Annotated in this window: 15 protein-coding genes; 10 read left to right on the forward strand and 5 right to left on the reverse strand. The window is 71.7% G+C overall.

What is annotated here, in order from left to right; translation table 11 throughout:
* Nucleotides 1-127: 127 nt before the first annotated feature.
* Nucleotides 128-1,555 carry a DEAD/DEAH box helicase gene (locus ACWD4O_RS24080; RefSeq protein ID WP_450947565.1) on the forward strand — a complete coding sequence of 476 codons (1,428 nt, stop codon included), beginning with the start codon at nucleotides 128-130 and terminating at the stop codon, nucleotides 1,553-1,555.
* Nucleotides 1,556-1,823: 268 nt separating this feature from the next.
* Nucleotides 1,824-2,276, forward strand: a complete 453-nt coding sequence (locus ACWD4O_RS24085; protein WP_451282693.1) for a flavodoxin family protein — start codon at nucleotides 1,824-1,826, stop codon at nucleotides 2,274-2,276.
* 6 nt (nucleotides 2,277-2,282) lie between these two features.
* Here the strand turns inward: ACWD4O_RS24085 and ACWD4O_RS24090 are convergent, their stop codons facing one another.
* On the reverse strand, nucleotides 2,283-2,750 hold the full coding sequence (locus ACWD4O_RS24090) for a hypothetical protein (RefSeq protein WP_450947566.1): 468 nt from the start codon (nucleotides 2,748-2,750) through the stop codon (nucleotides 2,283-2,285).
* 115 nt (nucleotides 2,751-2,865) lie between these two features.
* Nucleotides 2,866-4,899: a CASTOR/POLLUX-related putative ion channel gene (locus tag ACWD4O_RS24095; RefSeq protein WP_451282695.1), complete on the reverse strand. Its 2,034-nt coding sequence runs from the start codon at nucleotides 4,897-4,899 to the stop codon at nucleotides 2,866-2,868.
* A gap of 406 nt (nucleotides 4,900-5,305) precedes the next feature.
* On the opposite strand from ACWD4O_RS24095, the gene ACWD4O_RS24100 reads away from it, so the two are divergent.
* Entirely contained in the window at nucleotides 5,306-7,576 is a 2,271-nt protein-coding gene (locus ACWD4O_RS24100) for a M4 family metallopeptidase (protein WP_451282697.1), read from the forward strand.
* A 103-nt stretch (nucleotides 7,577-7,679) separates the two neighbouring features.
* On the opposite strand, the gene ACWD4O_RS24105 is transcribed toward ACWD4O_RS24100, so the two are convergent.
* A complete protein-coding gene (locus ACWD4O_RS24105) occupies nucleotides 7,680-8,396 on the reverse strand; it encodes a hypothetical protein (RefSeq protein ID WP_451282698.1) in 717 nt (238 codons plus the stop codon).
* A 167-nt stretch (nucleotides 8,397-8,563) separates the two neighbouring features.
* Here ACWD4O_RS24105 and ACWD4O_RS24110 point away from each other — a divergent pair, with 167 nt between their 5' ends.
* Complete coding sequence (locus tag ACWD4O_RS24110) at nucleotides 8,564-8,827, forward strand: hypothetical protein (protein WP_358804896.1); 264 nt, start codon at nucleotides 8,564-8,566, stop codon at nucleotides 8,825-8,827.
* A 70-nt stretch (nucleotides 8,828-8,897) separates the two neighbouring features.
* On the opposite strand, the gene ACWD4O_RS24115 is transcribed toward ACWD4O_RS24110, so the two are convergent.
* Nucleotides 8,898-11,888: a carbohydrate binding domain-containing protein gene (locus tag ACWD4O_RS24115; protein WP_451282700.1), complete on the reverse strand. Its 2,991-nt coding sequence runs from the start codon at nucleotides 11,886-11,888 to the stop codon at nucleotides 8,898-8,900.
* 180 nt (nucleotides 11,889-12,068) lie between these two features.
* On the opposite strand from ACWD4O_RS24115, the gene ACWD4O_RS24120 reads away from it, so the two are divergent.
* The 3 genes from ACWD4O_RS24120 to ACWD4O_RS24130 all read left to right on the forward strand — a co-directional run bounded on the left by ACWD4O_RS24120 (nucleotide 12,069) and on the right by ACWD4O_RS24130 (nucleotide 14,071).
* The gene (locus tag ACWD4O_RS24120; protein ID WP_451282702.1) at nucleotides 12,069-12,407 is read left to right on the forward strand and encodes a hypothetical protein; all 339 of its coding nucleotides are present in this window, start codon (nucleotides 12,069-12,071) and stop codon (nucleotides 12,405-12,407) included.
* A gap of 158 nt (nucleotides 12,408-12,565) precedes the next feature.
* Complete coding sequence (locus tag ACWD4O_RS24125) at nucleotides 12,566-13,438, forward strand: chitosanase (protein WP_451282704.1); 873 nt, start codon at nucleotides 12,566-12,568, stop codon at nucleotides 13,436-13,438.
* A 165-nt stretch (nucleotides 13,439-13,603) separates the two neighbouring features.
* Nucleotides 13,604-14,071 carry a hypothetical protein gene (locus tag ACWD4O_RS24130; protein WP_451282706.1) on the forward strand — a complete coding sequence of 156 codons (468 nt, stop codon included), beginning with the start codon at nucleotides 13,604-13,606 and terminating at the stop codon, nucleotides 14,069-14,071.
* A 15-nt stretch (nucleotides 14,072-14,086) separates the two neighbouring features.
* Here ACWD4O_RS24130 and ACWD4O_RS24135 read toward each other — a convergent pair whose 3' ends face one another.
* The gene (locus tag ACWD4O_RS24135; protein WP_451282707.1) at nucleotides 14,087-15,412 is read right to left on the reverse strand and encodes a lipase family protein; all 1,326 of its coding nucleotides are present in this window, start codon (nucleotides 15,410-15,412) and stop codon (nucleotides 14,087-14,089) included.
* A 274-nt stretch (nucleotides 15,413-15,686) separates the two neighbouring features.
* Between ACWD4O_RS24135 and ACWD4O_RS24140 the strand changes: the two genes are divergently transcribed.
* From ACWD4O_RS24140 to ACWD4O_RS24150, 3 genes are all read left to right on the forward strand, one after another.
* A complete protein-coding gene (locus ACWD4O_RS24140) occupies nucleotides 15,687-16,661 on the forward strand; it encodes a helix-turn-helix transcriptional regulator (RefSeq protein ID WP_451282936.1) in 975 nt (324 codons plus the stop codon).
* 454 nt (nucleotides 16,662-17,115) lie between these two features.
* Nucleotides 17,116-18,597: an MFS transporter gene (locus ACWD4O_RS24145; protein WP_451282938.1), complete on the forward strand. Its 1,482-nt coding sequence runs from the start codon at nucleotides 17,116-17,118 to the stop codon at nucleotides 18,595-18,597.
* 78 nt (nucleotides 18,598-18,675) lie between these two features.
* Entirely contained in the window at nucleotides 18,676-21,807 is a 3,132-nt protein-coding gene (locus ACWD4O_RS24150) for a glycosyl hydrolase (protein ID WP_451282709.1), read from the forward strand.
* The last annotated feature ends 86 nt before the right edge of the window (nucleotides 21,808-21,893 follow it).

Genomic DNA, 21,893 nt, shown 5'->3' on the forward strand with positions numbered 1-21,893 from the left:
CCGGCTCCTGCTTTCCCATTAATCCGCTGGATTCTTGTCAGTTTTGCATTCGGCTCGTTCTTGCAATTCATCCGACGCGGTCCTGTCGGGAATTCCTCGATGCGTGCCCTGTCGAGGAAGGTTCGCCATGAGCCGTTCAACTCGCACGAACGACCGTAATCGTCCGCAAGGGGAGTTCGCGCTTCCCGTCACCCTCACCCCGGCGCTCCCCGCGGTGGCTGCCTTCGGCGAACTGGACATGCCCGCCGAGCTGTTGGAGATGCTCACCGGTCACGGCCTGACGGAGCCCTTCCCGATCCAGGCCGCCACCCTGCCGAACTCCCTCGCCGGGCGCGACGTCCTGGGCCGCGGACGCACCGGATCGGGCAAGACCCTCGCCTTCGGCCTCGCGCTTCTCGTGCGCACCGCCGGGCAGCGCGCCGAGTCGCGCAAGCCGCTGGCCCTGATCCTCGTGCCCACACGCGAGTTGGCCCAACAGGTCACCGACGCGCTCACCCCGTACGCCCGGCTGCTGAAGCTGCGGCTGGCCACCGTCGTCGGCGGAATGTCGATCGGCAGGCAGGCGAGCGCCCTGCGCGGCGGCGCCGAGGTGGTCGTCGCGACGCCCGGCCGGCTCATGGATCTCGTCGAGCGCAAGGACTGCCGTCTGGACCGGGTGAAGATCACCGTCCTGGACGAGGCCGACCAGATGGCCGACATGGGCTTCATGCCCCAGGTCACCCAACTGCTGGACCAGGTACGCCCCGACGGTCAGCGGCTGCTGTTCTCGGCCACGCTGGACGCCAACATCGACCTCCTGGTCCGCGGCTATCTCCACGACCCCGTCGTCCACTCGGTCGACCCGTCGGCGGGCGCGGTCACCACGATGGAGCATCACGTGCTGCAGGTGCACGGCGCCGACAAGTACGCCACCGCCACCGAGATCGCCGCCCGCGACGGGCGTGTGCTGATGTTCCTGGACACCAAGCACTCCGTCGACCAGTTCACCCGGCACCTGCTGGGCAGCGGCGTCAAGGCGGCGGCGCTGCACAGCGGCAAGTCGCAGCCCCAACGGACCCGCACCCTGGCCCAGTTCAAGGACGGCCATGTCACGGTGCTGGTCGCCACCAACGTCGCCGCCCGGGGCATCCACATCGACGACCTCGACCTCGTCGTCAACGTCGACCCGCCCGCCGACCACAAGGACTATCTGCACCGCGGCGGCCGTACCGCGCGTGCCGGCGAGTCCGGCAGCGTCGTCACGCTGGTGCTGCCCAACCAGCGTCGGGACATGGCCCGTCTCATGTCCGCCGCGGGCATCCGCGCGCAGATCACCCAGGTCCGCTCCGGCGAGGCCGAACTGAGCCGCATCACCGGCGCCCAGGCTCCTTCCGGCGTCCCCGTCGCCGGCAGCGCGCCGGTCACGGAGCGCCCGCAGCGCGGCGGCGCCCCCTTCCGGGGCATGGGCACCCGCCCGGGGCGGGCAGGCCGCGCAGGCGGCGAATCCCGCCGGGCCGCCGAGGCCCGCCAGACGGCAGAGGCCCGCAAGGCCGCCCGGATCCGCCGCGGCGCATAACCGCGCACGGCGTCCTGCTGCCGCCAACGGATCCGACAGCGGCTCTACTGGGCAGGCCGGAGGCTCGCCGGCCCGGAGGCTCGCCGGCCCGGAGGCTCGCCGGCCCGCCGGGGCGCGGGGCCGCGGGGCCCGGGCGGCCGGGGCTGTTCGCTGTGTCCTCCGCGTGCCTGGCGTATGGACCGTCGACGCCACCCCCATCGCCCCGTGCGGCGGCCGTGACCGCGTCGCCGCTTGCGGCTGGCGCGGGGAGCGGGCAGGGTTCCGTGCCGTGGCCACCTTGCTGATCGTCCATCACACCCCCTCGCCCAACTGCCAGGCGCTCTTCGAAGCGGTCGTCTCGGGGGCGACGGCGCCGGAGATCGAGGGCGTCCGTGTCGAGCGGCGGGCCGCGCTCGCCGCGACGGCATCCGACGTCCTGGCCGCGGACGCCTACCTGCTGGGCACCCCGGCCAACCTCGGCTACATGTCCGGTGCGCTCAAGCATTTCTTCGACCAGGTCTACTACCCCTGCCTCGACACCACCGGGGGCAGACCGTTCGGTTACTACGTGCACGGCGGCAACGACGTCACCGGCGCGGTGCGCGGCATCGAGGCCGTCACCACGGGCCTGGGCTGGCGACGCGCCGCCGAGCCCGTCACCGTCACCGGTGAACCGGGCAAGGCGGAGCTGGCGGCCTGCTGGGAACTGGGCGCGACGCTGGCGGCCGGCCTGATGGACTAGCCGGTCTCAGTTCCACAGCGGGTACGTCACGACCTGCCCGAACTGCTCGGGCCTGGCTCCCGGGTAGGTCAGGGTGATCCGGCTGTAGTGCTGCACCTGCGGGTTCTTCTTCCACGGCTGCGGCCGGTCCAGCTTCACCACGACGGCGTAGGGGTGGAATTCGCCCGCCGCGCAGTAGGGATCGCAGTCGTTGACGACGTTGACCCCGGTGGCCCGCGCGGACTCCGCGCCCCAGCTGTCCCAGTGCAGCGAGACAAGACGGCTGTTGCCGTCGCCGCAGGCCAGGATGAAGTCGCCGGGCCGCACCTGGGCCTTCCAGAAGCAGTCGACCAGAACGGGCGTCGTGGCCTGCCGCACCACGGCCTCGCGCGCCGTGGGCGGCGACGCGGCCGGAACGGCCGAGGCCGAGCCGACGGCCGCCGTGAGGCCCAGCGCCGCACAGAGCATGACCACTGTTCTCGTCGTGTGTCGCATCTTCGCTCCCGCCCGCCCGACCAGGGGCCCGTCGGTGTGCCGTGCCCCGAAGAAGTTCTCTACCGACGCTACGACGACGAGCGGAAGGGGACCACTCGAACGGGCCAGAGCCGAGCTACGGGACATCCGCCCGCGCCGCACGGTTCACTTCCGTCCCGCCGGAGTCGCCCTCTCCCCGGCGGGACTCCGTCACCACCACGACGATGTCGTCCGCGTGGCTCCAGACCCGTCTCTCGGCCTTGGCGGGGTTGAGCCGGACCCCGTGGTCGCGGGGCGCCGCGGCGCGGTCGTGACGGCGGTAGCCGATCGCGCACTCGCCCAGATCGCGGGCGGCCGCCACGATCGTGGCGAAGGACGCGGGTGCGTCCGGCAGCACATAGCGACGCGCCGGACGCAACCGCAGCGTGCTGCCGCCGGCCGTGAACAGTTCCTCGAACACGCCGGCCAGGTGTCTGTTCTGGGAGACCTGCGCCATGAGCAGCCCCGTCAGCTGCCCGCCGACGACGACCTCCGAGCCCGGTCCGAGCGGGGCCAGCGCCCGGTTGCGCTCGTCGGCGAGTTCCGCGACCACCGGCACTGCCCGCCCGGCCTCCTGCGCCAGCGACCGCAGGATCAGCAGCACGACCAGTGTGCGGTCGTCCGGCCGGTCGCCGCACGCACCGGTCGCTGCCCCTGCCCCCGCCCCGGTCTCCGCCCCGGTCTCCGACCCGCTGTCCGGCCCGAGCACGATGACCCGGTCGTAGGAGCCGGGGTCGAGGCCGCGCAAGGACTCGGGGTCGGTCGGATCGGCGGTCTCGAAGGTCACCGTGAGCCCGTCGGCGGACGCCGGATCCTTGCGCGGTTCCGGCACCGGTGCCGGCCGCGCCGACTGCACCTGGTCGGCCGCGTCGGTGACAACGTGCAGGACCGCGCCCGGCCGCGCACCGCGACGCAGCTGGTCGACCAGGTACGGCGCCCGGCGGTTCCAGCCCAGCAGCAGGAACCGCGACGGCTCGTCCGCGCCGGAACCGTGCTCGGCGATCAGCATGGGATCCACCAGATCCCGGCAGTCCTCCCACCGTGCGGTGCCGTCGTCCGGCGCCACGACGACGAGGCTGTCCCCGGGAGCGACGACGGTCTGCGGCGGCGGGTTGAGCAGGGGAGTGCCGTCGGCGCGCACCAGCCCGGCCACGGCGGCGGTCGCGCAGTCGAGCAGCACATCGCCGAAGCGGCGGCCCGCGAGCCCGTGACCGGCGGTGAGGTAGAACTCGTCGCCGTCGAAGTCGAGGAGCTCGCGCAGCACGGGCGTGAGGCCCGGGTGGAGCGCGGAGTGCGCGATCAGCCCGGCCGCCGTCCGGTCGGACTCCAGCACGATCCCTTGCGGGCCCGCGGCCAGCCGGGCCGCGGTCCGGTACCGCTCGTCCCGGACGCAGGCGACGACGGCCGGGCCCGCCTTCTCGCCGAGGACCGCGCGCAGAGCCAGCAGCGCCCGGACGCTCTCGGCGTCCCCGGCGGGCTGCGCGCCCGGCAGGACCAGCACCGCGTGCGCCGCGCCAGGACTGACCAGCCCGAGCGCCTCGGGGTCGGCGGTGGAGCCGCTGCGGCAGATCAGCCGGGTGGCGCCGGTGGGCCCGAGCACGGCCGACAGCGCCTCCTCCATCTCCGTCTTGTCCCGGTCGGCGAGCACCACGACCGCGCCCCACCGCTGGTCGACCCGCGCTGCGACCAGCTCGCCGACCACTGTGAACACCTGTTCCGACCAGCCGAGCACGACCGAGTGCCCCGTCTCCACCACGGTGGAGCGCCCTCTGCGCAGTTCGGTGAGCCGGTCGGTGAGGCCGGTGGTGATCAGACCGATCAGCGTCGACACGTACAGCAGGGCCACCAGACCGAGCAGCACGGACAGCAGCATCCGCAGCGGGGCCCCGGTCACCGCGCCCAGCCGCAGCGTCTCGCCGCTGACCCGCCACACCGCGGCCAGCCGGCCGGACAGCGAGCGGGGCGAGGCCGGGTCCGTCCACACCATCAGCGCGCTCGCCGGAACGACGATGCCCAGGCACGTCACGGCCAGCCATCCGACCAGCCGACCGGTGCTGCGGGCCAGTGTGTTGTCGAACCGGTAGCGCAGCCGCTCCCGTAACGAAACCGGCCCCTGCCGCTGCCCTTCCACCTGCGTCCCCCTGTTCTGCCGCCGACTCCCGTCGCCGTCTGAACTCGCAGGGTGCGGCGCGCAGTGCCGCGACACGCCGTCGAGGTATCCGCATTCATCCTTTCGGGGAAGGGGCCGCGCGCAGCTGCGGCTGAAAACGTGCGCCGAGCAGGGCGAATCCCCAGAAGGTCATGGTCAATTCAAGCCGATGTTTTGGCATTCCCATGACAAACCTGTGCACCCGGTGCCACGCTGCTGCCGAAGTTCACCATTCCTTCACACCCGCATCATGCGGGGCATCCCCCCATTCACCCCCCACCTCCTTCCACCCGCCTGCCGTGCAGCGCTCCGGACCGGCCCCACCCCGTCGGTCCGCCCCCACCTCGGCCGCCATCACCGGCCGACCGTCGCACTGAAGGAGAACCCGTTGCCCCGGCGACCCCGTCCCACCATCCGGCGCAGACGCGCCACCGCCATCGCACTGACGGCCATCGGCACCCTGTTGGCCCTGGGCGCCCCCACCGGCACCGCCGGCGCGGTGCCCGCCGACCCCGGCCCGTCCACCCTCACCGCCACCCCGCGCGCCGGCGCCGCCGCGACGCCCCTGTCACCGGCCCTGCGCGCCTCACTGATCAAGAGCGCGCAGAGCACGTCCGGCGCCACGGCCCAGCGCCTCGCCCTCGGCGCCCAGGAAAAGCTCGTCGTGAAGGACGTCGTCCAGGACGCCGACGGCACCACGCACACCCGCTACGAGCGCACCTACGCCGGACTGCCCGTCCTCGGCGGCGACCTCGTCGTCCACCTCAAGAGCGGCCGGACCACCGTGTCCAAGGCCACGGACGCGACGCTCGCCCCGGCGTCCCTCACCCCGAAGCTCTCCGCGTCGAGCGCCGGCGGCAAGGCCCTCGCGGCCGCGAAGAGCGCCGAGGTCACCGGCGCCGCGGCCGAGCGCGCGCCCCGACTCGTGGTCTGGGCCGGCCCGACCAGGTCCGTCCTGGCCTGGGAGACGGTCGTCGAGGGCGTCCAGCAGGACGGCACCCCCAGCGAACTCCAGGTCGTCACCGACGCGAGCACGGGCAAGCAGCTGCTCGCCGCCGAGAAGGTGCACACCGGCACCGGCACCGGCCAGTACAGCGGCACGGTCCCGCTCGGCACGACCCTGTCGGGATCGACGTACCAGCTCGTCGACCCCGCCCGCGCGAACCAGCGCACCTACGACCTCAACCAGGGCACCTCGGGCACCGGCACCCTCTTCACGGACGACAACGATGTCTGGGGCGACGGCACCCCGGGCAACCGGCAGACCGCCGGTGTCGACGTGGCCTTCGGCGCCTCCGCCACCTGGGACTACTACAAGGACGTGTACGGCCGCAACGGCATCCGCAACGACGGCGTCGCCGCCTACAGCCGCGCCCACTACGGCAGCAACTACGTCAACGCGTTCTGGCAGGACAGCTGCTTCTGCATGACCTACGGCGACGGCTCGGGCAACACCCACCCACTGACCGCCCTCGACGTGGCCGCCCACGAGATGAGCCACGGCGTCACCGCCGCCACCGCCAACCTCACCTACTCGGGTGAGTCCGGCGGCCTCAACGAGGCGACCTCCGACATCTTCGCCGCCGCCGTCGAGTTCCACTCGGGCCTCGCCGCCGACCCCGGCGACTACCTCGTCGGCGAGAAGATCGACATCAACGGCAACGGCACCCCGCTGCGCTACATGGACAAGCCCTCCAAGGACGGCTCCTCGCGCGACAGCTGGAGCTCCACGCTGGGCAGCATCGACGTCCACTACTCCTCGGGCCCCGCGAACCACTTCTTCTACCTGCTCTCCGAGGGCAGCGGCGCCAAGACCGTCAACGGCGTCGCCTACGACAGCCCGACCTCCGACGGCCAGGCCGTCACCGGCATCGGCATCGAGAACGCCGCCGCCATCTGGTACCGGGCGCTGACGACGTACATGACCTCGTCGACCAACTACGCGGGCGCGCGTACCGCCACCCTCCAGGCGGCGACCGACCTGTTCGGCGCCTACAGCCCCACCTACCTCGCCGTCGCCGACGCCTGGGCCGGCATCAACGTCGGCAGCCGGATAGCCCTCGGCGTCAACGTCGCCCCGATCGCCGACCAGACCAGCGGCGTCGGCCAGGACGTCAGCCTGCAGGTGGACGCGTACACCACCAACAGCGGCTCCGGCCTCACCTACGAGGCGACCGGGCTGCCCGACGGCCTGAGCCTCAGCGCGAGCGGGCTGATCTCCGGCACGCCCACGACCCTCGGCACCAGCGACGTCACCGTCAAGGTCACCGACAGCACGGGCGCGTCCGTCACGGAGGCCTTCAGCTGGCGGATCGCGTACGTCTACGCCACGAGCACCCGGGTGGACATCCCGGACAACGGCGCCGCCGTGGAGTCCCCGATCACCATCGCGGGCCGTGACGGGAACGCCTCCGCCACCGCCTCGGTGTACGTCAACATCGTCCACACCTACCGCGGTGACCTGACCGTCGACCTGGTCGGCCCCAACGGCACGGTCTACTCGCTCCTCAACCGCACCGGCGGCTCCGCCGACAACGTCGACCAGACCTTCACGGTCGACGCCTCCGCCCAGCCCCTCAACGGCACCTGGAAGCTGCGGGTCCAGGACCGTGCGTCGATCGACGTGGGCTACATCCAGCGCTGGCAGCTCACCCCCTGATCGCAGTCCGTCCCACAGCGCCGCCCGGGCCCGCCAGGCCCGGGCGGCGTTCGTCAGGCACCCGGGGGCACGCACGACAGGCGGGGCCGGAGGGCTGCGGGACTCAGGCCCGCCTGGGCGCGGGGACGACCCCGCCCGCGAGCTGGGCCAAGGGCGTGCCGTGCGCCCACAGTCGCAGCCGCGGGCCGTCGATCAGATACGTGTGGGCCTCGCGCGATGCCCACACCTCGTCCCGGTGGGTGAACGTGCCCCGGTGCACCACCAACCGCAGCGGGGGACCGGTCCGGCCCCGCGCCAGCACCCGCGCCCGGCAGGAACAGGCCGACTCCTCGTCGGGCAACGGCTCGGCCACCGGACGGAACGCCACGTCGAGCAGCCGCCCCCGGCCGTCGCGGGCGGCGAGATGAAGGGCGTCGTGCCGCGACGGCGGCAGCACCCGCCAGCCGTCCCGCCGAAGCATCCGGGCCACGGCGACCACCAGCGCGGGCATGTCCAGCTCCGCCAGCTCCTCGGCGGTGTAGTAGCCGCCCCGCCGCCGGTTCGGCCGCCGGGACCGACGGAGCAGAACGACGGCCACGACCGTGAGCGGCACGAGGAGCAGCGCACAGGCCGGCCCGCCGAACCTCCGGGAGACCAGCGCGAGTCCCGCGACCGCGCCGCATCCGACGACGACCAGAGCGGCGAGGGCCGGCAGCACCTCACGCAACCGGGGCCCGTAGCGCCCCGCCGCGCGCAGCTCACGCACCGTCCGACGGCGCCGGTCCCCCGCCGACTCGCCGCCTTGCGCCTGCGCCTCCCCCTGCTCCCGCGTGCGTGCCATCAGGGTCGGCTCCCCCCAGCCCGTGCACAACGACGTGTACCGGGTGGATACCCGCCCCGACGGGGATTGCGCCCGTACGCCGCTTTTCCGCCACGGCCTTGGCCGAAGATGCCCCCGCCGGGCCGCGCGGCGGGCCGTTGTCAGTGGTGGGTGACAAGCTGCTGGTCATGGACGAGGTTGAGTTCTTGCGGGGCCGGGTCTACGGCGCCGATCACGACGACGCGGGTCCCCGCCCGGACCGCGTGTACGCCCAACTGGTGGGCGGCCCGCTGGACGGGCTGCTGTTGGACGTCACGGACCGCTCCGCCCACGAACTGCGTGAGGTGGCGCTGACCACGGAGATAGGCCGCTACGGGCCCGGCGGCCGCGCCCTGTACGAGCGACGCGGCGCCGACGACCGCCGTTTCGACTGGCGGGGCGACATCCCATGAGCGGCCGTGGATGCGGCCGCGTCCACGGCCGCGGCGGTGACTGTGATCGTGGCCGTGGCCGTATGCGGCGCTACTTCAGATAGGGCCCGTCGACGCCCACCTTTCCGGGTCCGTTCAGCACGTACACCCGCAGGTTGCCCTTGCCGGGAGCGGACACCGTCAGGGAGCCGTTCGAGACGCTCTTCACATCACCGGTGACGGCGTCGGTGTAGGTGCCGTTCGGGATGCCGGTGAAGCTCGCCCCGCCGGTCACGGTCACCAGGGCGAAGCTGTCCGTGCTCCCGCTGGTGTAACGGCGCTTGAACGCCATACCGCCGCTGATCCCGTCGGTCGAGTACTGGCCCATCTGCAGGGCCGGCACCGCACGGCGAATCTGGTTGAGCCGCTGGAGGTGCTTGACCAGCGGCTGGGCGAGGGTGGTGGCCACCGTGCCGCTCGCACTCGCGACCGTGCCGAAGTCGGACGCCGTGACGGAACCGGCCAGCTGATCGCCGAAGTACGCGCGCCCGGTGGACGCCAGCGGACAGCTCGGCCCGCAGTCGATCTGCTTGCCCTTCTGGAACTCGATCTCCGAGCCGTAGTACAGCGTCGGAATGCCGCGGAAGGTCCACATCAGCGCCATGTTCTCGGCCCAGGCGTCGGTGCCGCCGCTGTAGCGCGTGCTCGACTTGTTCGGGCCGTAGTCGTGGCTGTCCACGTAGACCACGTTGTAGGTGGCGTCGTTGACGCTGTCGTCGGAGTCCTTGCCGTTGCTGAAGGCGTTCTGCGCGTCGCCGAAGTTCATGTGCATGCGCATGTCGATGATGTTCATGCCGGAGAACTGGCTGCGGTCGGGCGTGTGGTAACTGTTGCCGCTCAGGAAGGCGTTGGCCGAGGTCGGCTGGTTGCCGGTGCCCAGGTTGTTCTCGTAGGTGAACTGTTCCAGGGCCGCGACCTCGTCGTCCGCGCTGTACTCCTTGCGCTCCTTCCATGTGAAGAACTGCGCCGAGTGGTTCACGGACCCGCGGTTCCACTTGTCGTTGACGAACGCGCCGACCTCGCCGAAGACGAAGAAGTTCCGCGCCGCGTCCGCGCCGAACCGGGCTGTGACCCGCTCGTAGACGGCGGGCAGGAAACGACGGTTCCAGGTGACGCGCGGGATGTGCACGGCCGTGTCGATCCGGAAGCCGTCCACGCCCATGTCGATGTACTTGTCATAGGCGCCGATGAGGTAGTTCTGCACGGGCGTCGACTCCGTGTCGAAGTCGGCGAGATCCTCGTGCAGCCAGCAGGACCGGGAGTCCTCGCCCTCCCAGTTGCCGATCCAGCACCGGTGGTAGTACGCCTTCGGGAACATGCCCGAAGTGGGGCTCGGCCACTGGCAGTTGTAGAGGGTGTACCCCTCGGCGCTCTTGCCGCCCGTGGGCGTGCCCCAGTTCAGGCAGGTGTTGCCGGTCGGCTCGGCCGTCGACCACAGGTCGCCGTTGTAGTACGACTTCCCGGACTTGGGCTCCACGGTCAGGCCGTCGTACTCGAAGCCCTCGGCCTTCTCGTCGTAGTACCAGCTCCACTGGGTGTCCCGCACGCCGTACACGGTGGGGGTGAACAGGCCCTTGGCGCCCCAGCGCGAGCTGTGGTTGTAGACGACGTCCTGGTAGATCTTCATGCCCTTGGCGTGGGCCGCGTTGATCAGGTCCTGGTAGGAGGCGCCGGCGGACTCCAGACGCGGATCGACCTTGTAGAAGTCGTAGCCGTGATAGCCGTGGTAGTCGTAGTCCGAGCGGTTGAGGACGACCGGCGTGATCCAGACCGCCGAGAAGCCGAGGGCCTTGATGTAGTCGAGTTTCTCGACCAGGCCCTTGAAGTCCCCGCGGAACATCGGGTCGTTGTTGGCCGCGTTTCCGGACTTGGTGTGCTGGCTGCCGCCGCGGTCGTTGCTCGTGTCGCCGTCGTAGAAGCGGGCGGTGAGGACGAAGTAGATGGGGTCCTTGCGCGGATCGGTGCCCAGCGGGGTGCCGGACGCGGGGGCCGGGTCGCGCTCACCGGTCGTCGCGGTCGCCGCGGCGGAGGCCGTCGAGGTGTTCCCGGCCGCGTCGACCGCCTTCACCGTGTACGTGTAGGCGGTCTTCTCCTCAAGGCCCGTGTCGGAGAACACCGTCGAGGCGACATCCGTGACCACGGTTCCCGAGCTGCCGCCGGTACGTGTGACCTGGTACTTCGTCACGCCCTTGTTGTCGGTGGCCGCGGCCCAGCCGACCACGACGGACGTGCCGGTGGCGGAGGCCGTGACACCGGTGGGCGCGGTCGGCGGTTCGGTGTCGGGCGGCTCGGTCGCGCACGGGTTCGCGGCGCCTGAGGTGACCGTGCGGTCCTTCACGGTCGTGGTGCCGAGCGGGATCGTGTAGTCGGCGCTGTTGTTGTTGTCCCAGACGCCGTTGCCGTTGTTGAAGGCGGCCTTGAGGGACGTGGCCGTGCCGATGTCCAGCGTCCGCTTCCACCAGCCGGTGCAGGCGCTCTCCATGCCGACGCCGGGGACGGTGGTCCAGGAGCCGCCGGCCGGCGCGTAGTGGATGTTGGCGGTGGTCCAACCGGTCGCCGCCGTCGAGTAGTAGACGGTCGCCTGGTTGCCCGATCCCGAGCCGGTGTCGGCGCACGGGTCGCTGTGGGCGATCACCCCGTCCTTGACGGTGATCGTCCCGGTACCCAGCGCGTAGTTGTTGCCGCCGTTGTTGTCCCAGGTGCCGCTGCCGTTGTTGAACGTGGCCTGCAGACCGGCGGCGGAGCCGAGATCGACGCTCTGCTTCACCCAGTCGGTGCAGGCGGTCTCCATCAGGACCCCGGGGACGGTGGTCCAGGCGCCGCCGTCGGGGGCGTAGTGCAGGTAGGTGGCCGGCCAGTTCTTCGTCTTCGTGTAGTAGAAGACGGTCGCCGTGTTCGACGCGGCGGCGGCGGTCGGCTGCAGGGAAACGGGTTCGGTTTCGGACGGTGCCGCGACCAGTGCGAACAGCCCGGCCGCCGCCAGGGCGGCGGCGAGCGGACGTGGCGGCCTGCGTCTGCGGGATGTCTTCGGTGCGCGCCTCATGGCCTCTCCCGGTACGGGCGGTGAAGGAGGGAGTCGCCTTGAAAGCAGAACCGGCAACTTCCTGAAAGGGCTTGCGAACGGAAGTTACAGGGACATGACACCGACGTAAAGGGATCCCGCAGCCGGGGGAGCGGGCGGGTAGGGCGTGCCTTTGGCGCGAGAGGGTGATCAAATGTGCGAATGTCGACCGGATTCACGCCTGCCACGCCCGCCGCACGCGCAACTGCCGCACCCGAAGCCCGTCATGGCTGGGGAAAACTCCTGATCGGCCTCTTCCTGTTGAATCGCGCGACGCGCATTCCGGCCGCGATCGACGGCACGTTGGGGGCGAGTCCGTCCGGCTGGTGGATCGTGCTGTGGGAGGTGCTCGGCCTGGTGCTGGCCGCCTTCGCGGTGAGCGAGTGGGAGATCCTCGAGTCGACGGCCTGGCGTATGCCTGTGTCCCAGTGGATCTGCATGGCCGTTTTTCATATCGGACTCATTGGTTTCTTCGTGTTTCTGATGATCCGCCTGCTCTAGCCTGACCCGCGGCGCGGCGGATCTTTGTTCGATCGCACGAACATGACTTCGACAGGGTTACTTCTGTCGTCTGCGCTTGATAGGAAACTTTCCTGTCAGTCAGAACTCGGTCGCAACACGGAAGTCACCCCACCCCCCACTCCTCGTCTGGAGCCCCTGTGGCGCACATATCCCGGCCGGTCGACGGCCCCACCCCCACCCACGCCTCCACCCGCACCTCCCGTCGGGTCTTCCTCGCCCTGACCGGAGCCGTCGCCGGCGCCCTGGCGGCCGTCCCGCTCCTGGACGCGCAGAGCGCGGGCGCGGCGACCTCCGCAAAGGCGAAGGGCCTCGACGATCCGGCGAAGAAGGAGATCGCCATGAAGCTGGTGTCGAGCGCGGAGAACTCCTCGCTCGACTGGAAGGCCCAGTACCAGTACATCGAGGACATCGGCGACGGCCGCGGCTACACCGCCGGCATCATCGGTTTCTGCTCCGGCACCGGCGACATGCTCGACCTCGTGGAGCTCTACGCCGCCCGCAAGCCCGGCAACGTCCTTGCCGAATACCTGCCCGCCCTGCGCGCGGTCGACGGCACCGACTCGCACGCCGGCCTCGACCCGAACTACCCCAAGGACTGGCGCAAGGCCGCCCAGGACACGGTGTTCCAGCAGGCCCAGAACGACGAACGCGACCGCGTCTACTTCAACCCGGCCGTCAGCCAGGGCAAGACGGACGGCCTGGGCGTCCTGGGCCAGTTCGTGTACTACGACGCCATCGTCATGCACGGCGACGGCACCGACCCGACCAGCTTCCGCAGCATCCGCAAGCGTGCGCTGGCCAAGGCGAAGCCGCCGGCCCAGGGCGGCGGCGAGACGGCGTACCTGAACGCCTTCCTCGACGCCCGGGTCTGGGCCATGAAGCAGGAGGAGGCGCACAGCGACACCAGCCGCGTCGACACCGCCCAGCGCGTGTTCCTGGCCAAGGGCAACCTCAACCTCGACACGCCGCTGGACTGGAAGGTGTACGGCGACAGCTACCACCTCGGCTGAGAGCGCCGCCGCGTCACTGTGACATGCCTGTGACGCGGACTTGTGGCCTCCGTCACGGCTGGGGAGCTCGCCTTCCGTCCAAGATCGGCGCATGCCGCGACGCACGACACCGATCGCGCGGCGCCCGACGGAAGGTGTGCCCCAGCCGTGTTGGCCCTGTCAGGAATGGCAACCTTGTTGGCGGTCCCCGTCTGGTGCATCGCGATCGTCGTCAAGCTCGTCTCCGTCGCCCTGCCCGGCAGGCGGCCGGACTGGGCCGTGGACCTGCTGCGCTGGTCGGCGAAGATGGCCGCAGTGGCGGCCGTCGGCTGCTACCTGCTGGGAGCCGGAGCGGTGGCGTTCGCCGAGCACGAGTCCCGGTCCGGCGCGGACTCGTCCCCCGCACCCGCCTGCCGCGGCGAGGAGGTGCCGGCGGAGATCCGCCGACACCTCGTCACGCACCGGGCCTCCTACTTCCCGCCGGGCTTCGATTGTGTACTCGACGACGGCACCACCTACGAGAGCAGCGGCGGCTACGACCGGACGAACGCGCTCATCGTCGTCTTCGCCGGCGGAGCCGGCGCCCTCGCCGCGGCGGCCGGGTACACGAAGGCGCGCCGGGCCCGGACGCCGGCCGTGACCGTGGCCGTGTGAGCGGCGCCCCTGAGGTCAGGGCAGCAGCGGCAGCGTGGAGCAGTTGGAGTTCGCGGGCTTGCCGTCGAGCCGGTCGGTCAGCCAGGAGATCGCATCGCCCTGGTCGACGAGCAACGGCGTGAAGTGGTTGATCAGGGCCCGGCCCAGGGGCAGCAGGATCACCGGCTTGTAGGTGACGTCGGCGCCCTTGGCACACCAGGCCACGGCGAGGGCGCGGGCCTGTGCGTGCGGCACCAGGTCGTCGGCGGTGCCGGTCGCCACCCGTACCGGAGACGTCGGTTCGAGGGCGCCGATGCGCTGGTCGGCCAGGAACGCCTTGAGCGCCGGCTCCGACCGGACGACGTCGCTGATGGACTGCCCGTCCGTGGTCCAGGCGGTGCTGTGCGCCGAGTTGTAGGCGAGCAGCGCGTCGCCCACGCACATCGTCGACAGGTCCTTCAGCGCGGCGCGGCCCGCCGCGTTCAGGTGGGCGTCGGCGATCGGCTTCAGGGCGGGGTCGGACTCCAGGAAGCCGTTCACCGACCAGCCCAGCGCCCCGGCCAGGTCGCTGCCGTCGATGGCCTCGGTGACGGCCGCCAGATCGGCGGGCGGCGCCCCGGCGTAGGTCCCGGAGAGGGTGACGTCGGGGGCGTAGGAGGGCTGGAGTTCGGCGGCGGCGGCCGTGGCTCCGCCGCCCTGGCTGTAGCCGAACAGCGCCACCTTGGAGCCGGCCGTGAGCGACGTCCCGTCGAGGGAGCGGGTCGCGCGGACGGCGTCCAGGACGGCGTGGGCCTCGTCCACCCGGTTGACGTAGGTGTGCAGCCGATCCGTCGCGCCCAGCCCGGTGTAGTCCGTGACCGTGACGGCGATGCCCCGGGCGAGGAGGCGGTAGATCGCCAGGGTCTCGTAACCGACCGACAGGGTCTCCCCGTTGACGAGGAGCGGGTGTTCGAGGCCGAGGGAGGCGGCGCACTGGTCGCCCTGGCCCATGGTGCCGGGCGCGACGACGACCAGCGGCCGCGGCCCGCTGCCCGTCCAGCGGGCCGTCGGTTCGAGGTACGCGCCGGTGACCGCCATGGGCCGGCCGGCGGAGTCCGTGGACTTGTACATCAGGCGGGTCGCGGTGCCGGGCAGCGGTCCGTCGATGCCCGGGAGGCTCAACGCGAGGGGGAGCGGTTCGGACCGGATCAGGGCGCCGTCGGCCGTCGGAAGCGAGGCGGGCGGGTTGTAGAACGTGGGGATGGTGACGCCGCGCGAGACGACGGCGTCCGACCGGGTCGTCGCGTCTGCGGGTACGGCGGTGACTCCGAGGCAGGCGGCAGCGGTGACGGCTGCGGCGAGCAGGCGGGTGGGGGTGGGCATGGCGGACCTCCGGTGAGGGGGAGGCCGAGCCTTCGTCTGCGGCTCGGGTGGCGGACGGCCCGGTGGGGTACGGACCGTGACGACCGAGCGGCGCAGAGCCTCGGTCGTCCACCGCTGCCCCGCACCGCTCTTAGACGAACTGTCAGGACCGTAACGGGGGGTGGGTTACCTCGGGTAGCGGTCGGTAGGTTACGGTTCAGTAATATGACTGATCGGTAACGTGGCGTCCGCCTGCGTCAACGAGCCCGTCCAGGCGGTGTGGTTGACTCTGCCCGTGCTGCACGAATCGGTTTTCCGCACCACGGACCTACCGGTGGACGCGCGGTTCGAGGCGTGGGCGGAGCGCATGGGCGGTACCCACGCGCCCATGCAGCTCACCAGCGAACGCACCGCGGACTACCGCGGCCACCAGCGGGTGATCGGGCTGGGCGACGACGTCACGGTCTGGCCCGCCACCTTCGACCACCTGGTCTTCCGCCGCACGCCGAAGCTCGTCCGGCAGTCCGATCCCGAGACGTACCACCTGTCCCTCCTGCTGAAGGGCGAGGGGGCCGCCGACTGGGGCAGGGAGCAGGCGGCCTACCGGATCAACGACTTCCACACCAACTCCTCCTCCCGGTCCTGGGACATCGCCACCGGCCCCGACCCGGTCACCGTCGTCGGCCTCGAGATCCCCCAGTCCCTGGTGGTCGTGCCCGGCCACCGCGTCGACCGTTTCGTCGGGGGCCGCGTCTCGGGTCAGGAGGGCATCGGCGCGCTGCTGGCGCAGTTCCTCCTCCAACTGGTCGCGGACACCTCGCCCTACCAGCCCTCGGACGCGCCCCGGTTGGGAACGGTGGTCGTCGACCTCGTCACGGCCGTCTTCGCGCAGGCGGTGGACGCCGACCTCCGGCTCCTGCCGGAGACCCACGGCCGCACCCTCACCCTCCAGGCCAAGTCGTACATCCGCCGGCATCTGAGCGACCCGGAGCTGACCCCCGCCAGGGTCGCCGCCGCACACCACATCTCCCGCAGCTATCTGTACCGCCTCTTCCAGGCCGAAGGCCTCACGGTCGCCTCCTACATCCGGGACCAGCGACTGGAGAAGGCCCGCCGCGACCTCGCCGACCCCCGGCTGCACGCCGTGCCCATCCACGCCGTCGCCGCCCGGTGGGGCTTCCCGCGCGCCGCCCAGTTCACCCGGGCGTTCCGCACCGCCTACGGCCTCCCGCCCAGCGAACTGCGCGAACAGGCGCTGACCGAGGCGTAGGTCGTCTCCGCGAAGTCCCTCCCCCCCCAGGGGTGCCCCGGCCCCGCGACGCCCGGCCCGGCACGGACACGACCTGGTGCGGCGGTGTGGACGCTCTGCCAAGTAGCCGTGGACGGTACGCCAACGACACAGCGGGCGTCTCTCCTGCACCATGAAGATCACCGCGGCGCATGCCGCGAGAACGCGGGCCGTGCCAGGACGACGGGGGAGTCCTGGCACGGCACGGACGCCCCGCCGCCGCACACCGGCCGCGGACGAGCGAGCGCCGCGGATGATCGAGTGGTGACGGTCCGGCCGCGGGCGTACCGTCAAACGGTGGACCCGACAGTGGGCACAGCCGTCCGCTGACCTCTCCAAGGGCCCGCCCCCGAGCGGGCGACACGCCATGAGCAGCCTTCCGCAGCCGACTTCAGCGACCCAGGCCTCCGCCCGACAGGGTGGTGGCGGGAACGCGATGGCGCTGCTCGTCATCGCGTCGTGCCAGCTGATGGTGGTCCTGGACATCACCATCGTGAACATCGCGCTGCCGGACATCCAGCGCTCCCTGGACTTCTCCACCACCAGCCTGGCGTGGGTGGTCAACGCCTACACACTGACCTTCGGCGGCCTGCTGCTCCTCGGCGGCCGGGTCGGCGACATCCTGGGCAGACGGCGGGTGTTCATCTTCGGAGTGCTGCTCTTCGTGCTCGCCTCCCTGCTCGGCGGCCTCGCCCAGAACGAGGCCCAACTCCTCGCCGCACGCGCCCTGCAGGGCGTCGGCGGAGCCATCGCCTCGCCGACCGCGCTCTCCCTGGTCAGCACGACGTTCCAGGAAGGCCCCGAGCGCAACCGGGCCTTCGGGGTCTTCGCCGCGGTCTCGGCGGGCGGCGGCGCCATCGGCCTGCTCGCGGGCGGGATCCTCGTCGAGTACCTGAACTGGCGGTGGGTGCTCTTCGTCAACGTCCCCATCGGACTGCTCATCGCCTTCGCCACGCCGCGCTACATCAGGGAATCCGAACGCCACCCCGGCCACTTCGACATCGCGGGCGCGCTGACCTCCACCGTGGGCATGGTCCTGCTGGTGTACGGGTTCATCAGAGCCGCGCAGGAAGGATGGCGGGACGCGCTCACGGTGGCGTCGTTCGTCGCGGCCGTCGTCGTCCTCGCGGTGTTCATCCTGGTCGAGCGGCGGTCCCGGCAGCCGATCACCCCGCTGCACATGTTCGCGGACCGCAACAGGGCGGGCACCTACGGCATCATGCTGTGTCTCGCCGCCGCGATCTTCGGCATGTTCTTCTTCCTCACGCTCTTCGTGCAGAACGTGCTCGGCTTCAGCCCGCTCGCGGCCGGGTTCGCCTTCCTGCCCGTCAGTGCGGTCATCGCAGTCGGCGCCGGCCTCGCCTCACGGTTCCTGCCCACGTACGGCCCCAAGCCCTTCATGGTGGTGGGCGCGATCCTCGCAGCCGGAGGCCTGTCCTGGCTCACCCTGACCGACGTCGACTCCACGTACGCGGGGAGCGTGCTGGGCCCGATGCTCGTCTTCAGCCTGGGCATGGGCATGGAGTTCGTCTCGCTCACGCTGATGGCGCTCTCCAACGTGTCCCCGCTGGAGACCGGCGCGGCCTCCGGACTCCTCAACGCCACCCAGCAGGTGGGCGGTTCGCTCGGTCTGTCCATCCTGGTCACGATGTACGGCACGGCCAGCCGCAACGAGGCGGAGAAGCAGATCCCCGACTTCCTGGCCCAGGCGACCCCGGCCGAGCGGCTGGAGTTCCGACGCACCGGGCTGCTTCCCGACCCCTGGGCGGACGAGGTCCTCACCGCCGGCGTCTCGGCCGCATTCGTCATGGCGGCGATCTTCACGGTCCTGGCCGCGCTGATCGCGGTCGTGGTGATCCAGGTCCGCCCCTCGGACCTGGAACGCCTCAAGGGCGGCACGGTCCCGGGCGCAGGCTGACACGTCGTAGATCTTGACCCTGGTCGGAGCCGGGGCTTAGCGTTCCCGCGTTCACCCATGATTGAAACGATTCAAATCATGCAGGACCACCGGGGGGCGCTCATGCAGCAACCGTTCGCGCAGGAACCGTCCGCGCAGGAACCGTCCGCGCAGCAGCCGTTCGAGCGGGAACCGTTCGAGCGGGAGCTGTTCGCCCAGGGGAACGGCGTGTCGCGTCGGGCGGTCCTCGCCGCCGGGGCGACGGCGGGCATCGCGGCCGGGACCGTCGGAGCCCTGGCGTCCGGGACGACCGCGGCGGCCGCGCAGTCCGCCGCCGACGCGCGCGACACGGACGCCGACTGGTTCGCCGACCCCGCCCGCCCGGTCCGCCCCAAGTTCCGCTGGTGGTGGCCGGACGGTCTGGTGAACCCCGACGAGATCGCCCGCGAGGTCGACGAAATCGCGGACGCCGGATTCGGCGGCGCCGAGATAGCCGCCGTCCACCACAGCGTCAAGGACAAGTCGGTCCTGGACCCCGCACACCACGGCTGGGGCAGCAGACCCTGGCGCGACGGCGTCGAGGCCGCCCTGCGCCGCGCCGCGAGACGGGGCCTCACCCTCGATCTCACCCTCGGCCCGAGCTGGCCCGTCGCCGTCCCCGGCCTCACCCCGGACGACGAGGCCGCCGCGAAGGAACTCGTCCACGGCCGGGCCTCGTTGAGCGGCGGAACCACCTATCGGGGGCCGGTGCCGCCGCCCGTGCACGCGCCCGCCGCCGGCGTCACCCGGCAGCGGCTCCTCGCCGTGCAGGCCGCCCGCGTCGACCCCGCGCACTCCACGCGCAAGGAGACCGGGCTCGACCTCTCCAGCGTCCGCGACCTGACCTCCACCGTCGACGAGGACGGCGCCCTGACCTGGACGGCGCCCGAGGCGGGGGAGTGGGCGCTGATCTCCTACTGGGCGCGCGGCAGCGGTCAGCAGCCCGAGTCCGGCCCGCACTCCGCCCCCGCCGCCCATGTCGTCGACCATCTCGCCCCGGCCGGCACCGCCGCCGTCACCGGCTTCTGGGAGCGGGAGCTGCTGACGCCCGTCCTGCGGGGCCTGCTGAAGGCGGCCGGCGGCGCCTTCTTCGAGGACTCCGTGGAGCTGGAGACGGACGGCCTGAGCTGGACGTCCGCGCTGCCGGACGCCTTCGAGAAGCACACCGGCCGACCCCTGCTGCCGTACCTGCCGGCCCTGATCCTGAGCGACGGCAACCAGGTGTTCGCCTTCGAGGCACAGCTGACCCGGCAGATCCGGCACGACTTCTGGGAGACGTTCTCGGACCTGTTCAACCGTCACCACGTCCGCGCCCTGCGGGACTGGGCCCACTCCCTCGGCATGACCCTGCGCGCCCAGCCCTACGGCCTGCAGACCGACGCGATCGCGTCCGCGGCGATCCTCGACTGCCCCGAGGGCGAGTCCCTCGGCTTCAAGAACCTCGACGACTTCCGCTGCCTCGCCGGCGGCCGGGACATGGCGGGCCGCACGGTGCTGTCCTGCGAGGCGGGCGCGTACAACGGCTCCGCGTACAGCACCACCTGGGACCGCTTCCTGCGCACCATGGGCGGGGCCTACGCGGCCGGCGTCAACCAGACCGTCGTCCACGGCTTCTCCTACGCCACCGTCCCCGGTGCGAGCTGGCCCGGCTTCGCCGCCTTCAGCCCGTACAACGGCGGTCCCGGCTACGGCGAGTCATGGGGTCCCCGACAGCCGACCTGGCGACACATCGCGGATCTCGCCGCCTGTCTCGGCCGGGTGCACGGGGTGCTCCAGTCCGGCACCGCCCGTGCGGACGTCGCCGTCTTCCGGCAGACCGGCTACGCCGCGACCGGCATCGGGGCCTCCTGGTTCACCGCGACCGGCGTCCCGCTCGGCTGGACCCACCAGTTCCTCAGCGGGCCGCTGCTCGACCTGCCGAGCGCCACCGTGTCGGCAGGCCGGCTCGCCCCGGACGGACCCGCCTACCGGGCCCTCTTCGTCGAGGGCGACTTCTTCCACGGCTCCACCCCGACCCTCGCCGCGGCCGACGCCCGCCGCCTGCTGAGGCTGGCCGAGGCGGGGCTGCCGATCGTGCTGCTGGGCGCCTTCGACCAGGCCCTGACCCCGGGGATCCCCGACGACGGCGAGACCGACCGCCTGCGCGGACTCCTCGCCCGTCTCCTCGCCCTGCCCAACGTGCTCCGCGTCACCGACAAGGCCGCCGTGGGCGACGCCCTCGCCCGGCTCGGAGTCACCCCGGACGTACGCCACGCCACCGCCTCCACGCTCCTGAACGCACACCGCGTCACCCGGGACGCCGACTACTACTACCTCTGCAACGGCAAGCACGCCGAGACGGTCAAACCGCCCGTGGCCGCGATCGACCACGAGGTGTCCCTGCGCCACACCCGCCGCACCCGGTACGGGGCGACGATCCCGTACCTGCTGGACCCGTGGACGGGCGAGGTCACCCGGATCGCCCGGTACACCGAGGACGGCGGCGAGGTCACCGTGCGAGTCGCCCTTCAGCCCGGCCAGGCGACGATCGTCGCCCTGGGACGCCCGGGACTCTTCGGCGACCGGAACGGGGCACGGCCGCACGCCCTCGCCACGGACGCGCCCGAAGTGCTCTTCGACGGAAGGGAACTGACGGTCCGTTCGGACCGTGCGGGCGTCTGCACGACACACCTGTCCACGGGCCGTACCGTCACCACGACCATCCCGTCCGTGCCCGCTCCGATCACTCCCAGCCGGTGGCAGTTGGACGTCGAGGACTGGTACCCCGGCTCCTCGGCGACCCGAACCGAACGCGTCCACCGCAGCCTCACCCTCGACAGCCTGGCGCCCTGGTCGCGGATCCCGGAACTGGCCGACTCCGCGGGCATCGGACGCTACCGGACGACCATCGACCTCCCGTCCGACTGGACCTTGGCGCACGGGGCCCGCCTGGAACTCGGCCAGGTCTCCGACACCGTGCGCGTCACCGTGAACGGCGTCGGCGCGCCACCCGTCGACCGGCTCCACCCGGTCGTCGACGTCGGCCCGCTGCTGCGGCGCGGCCGCAACGTGATCGAGGTCGAGGTGGCGACCCCGCTCGTCAACCGGCTCCGCGTCGCCCAGCCGGCGGTCTTCGGAGCCGTCGCCCGGCAGGACCACGGCCTGGTGGGACCCGTACGGCTGATCCCGTACGGGCAGGCCGCCGTCCGGTGAAGGGGCGGGCGGTACGGTGACGGCCCTCCGGACCTGCCGCGTTAAGGTGGGTCGGCCGCGGCAGCCGTGGCAGATGCGGAGGGCGA

The organism is Streptomyces sp. NPDC002623 (assembly GCF_053592635.1).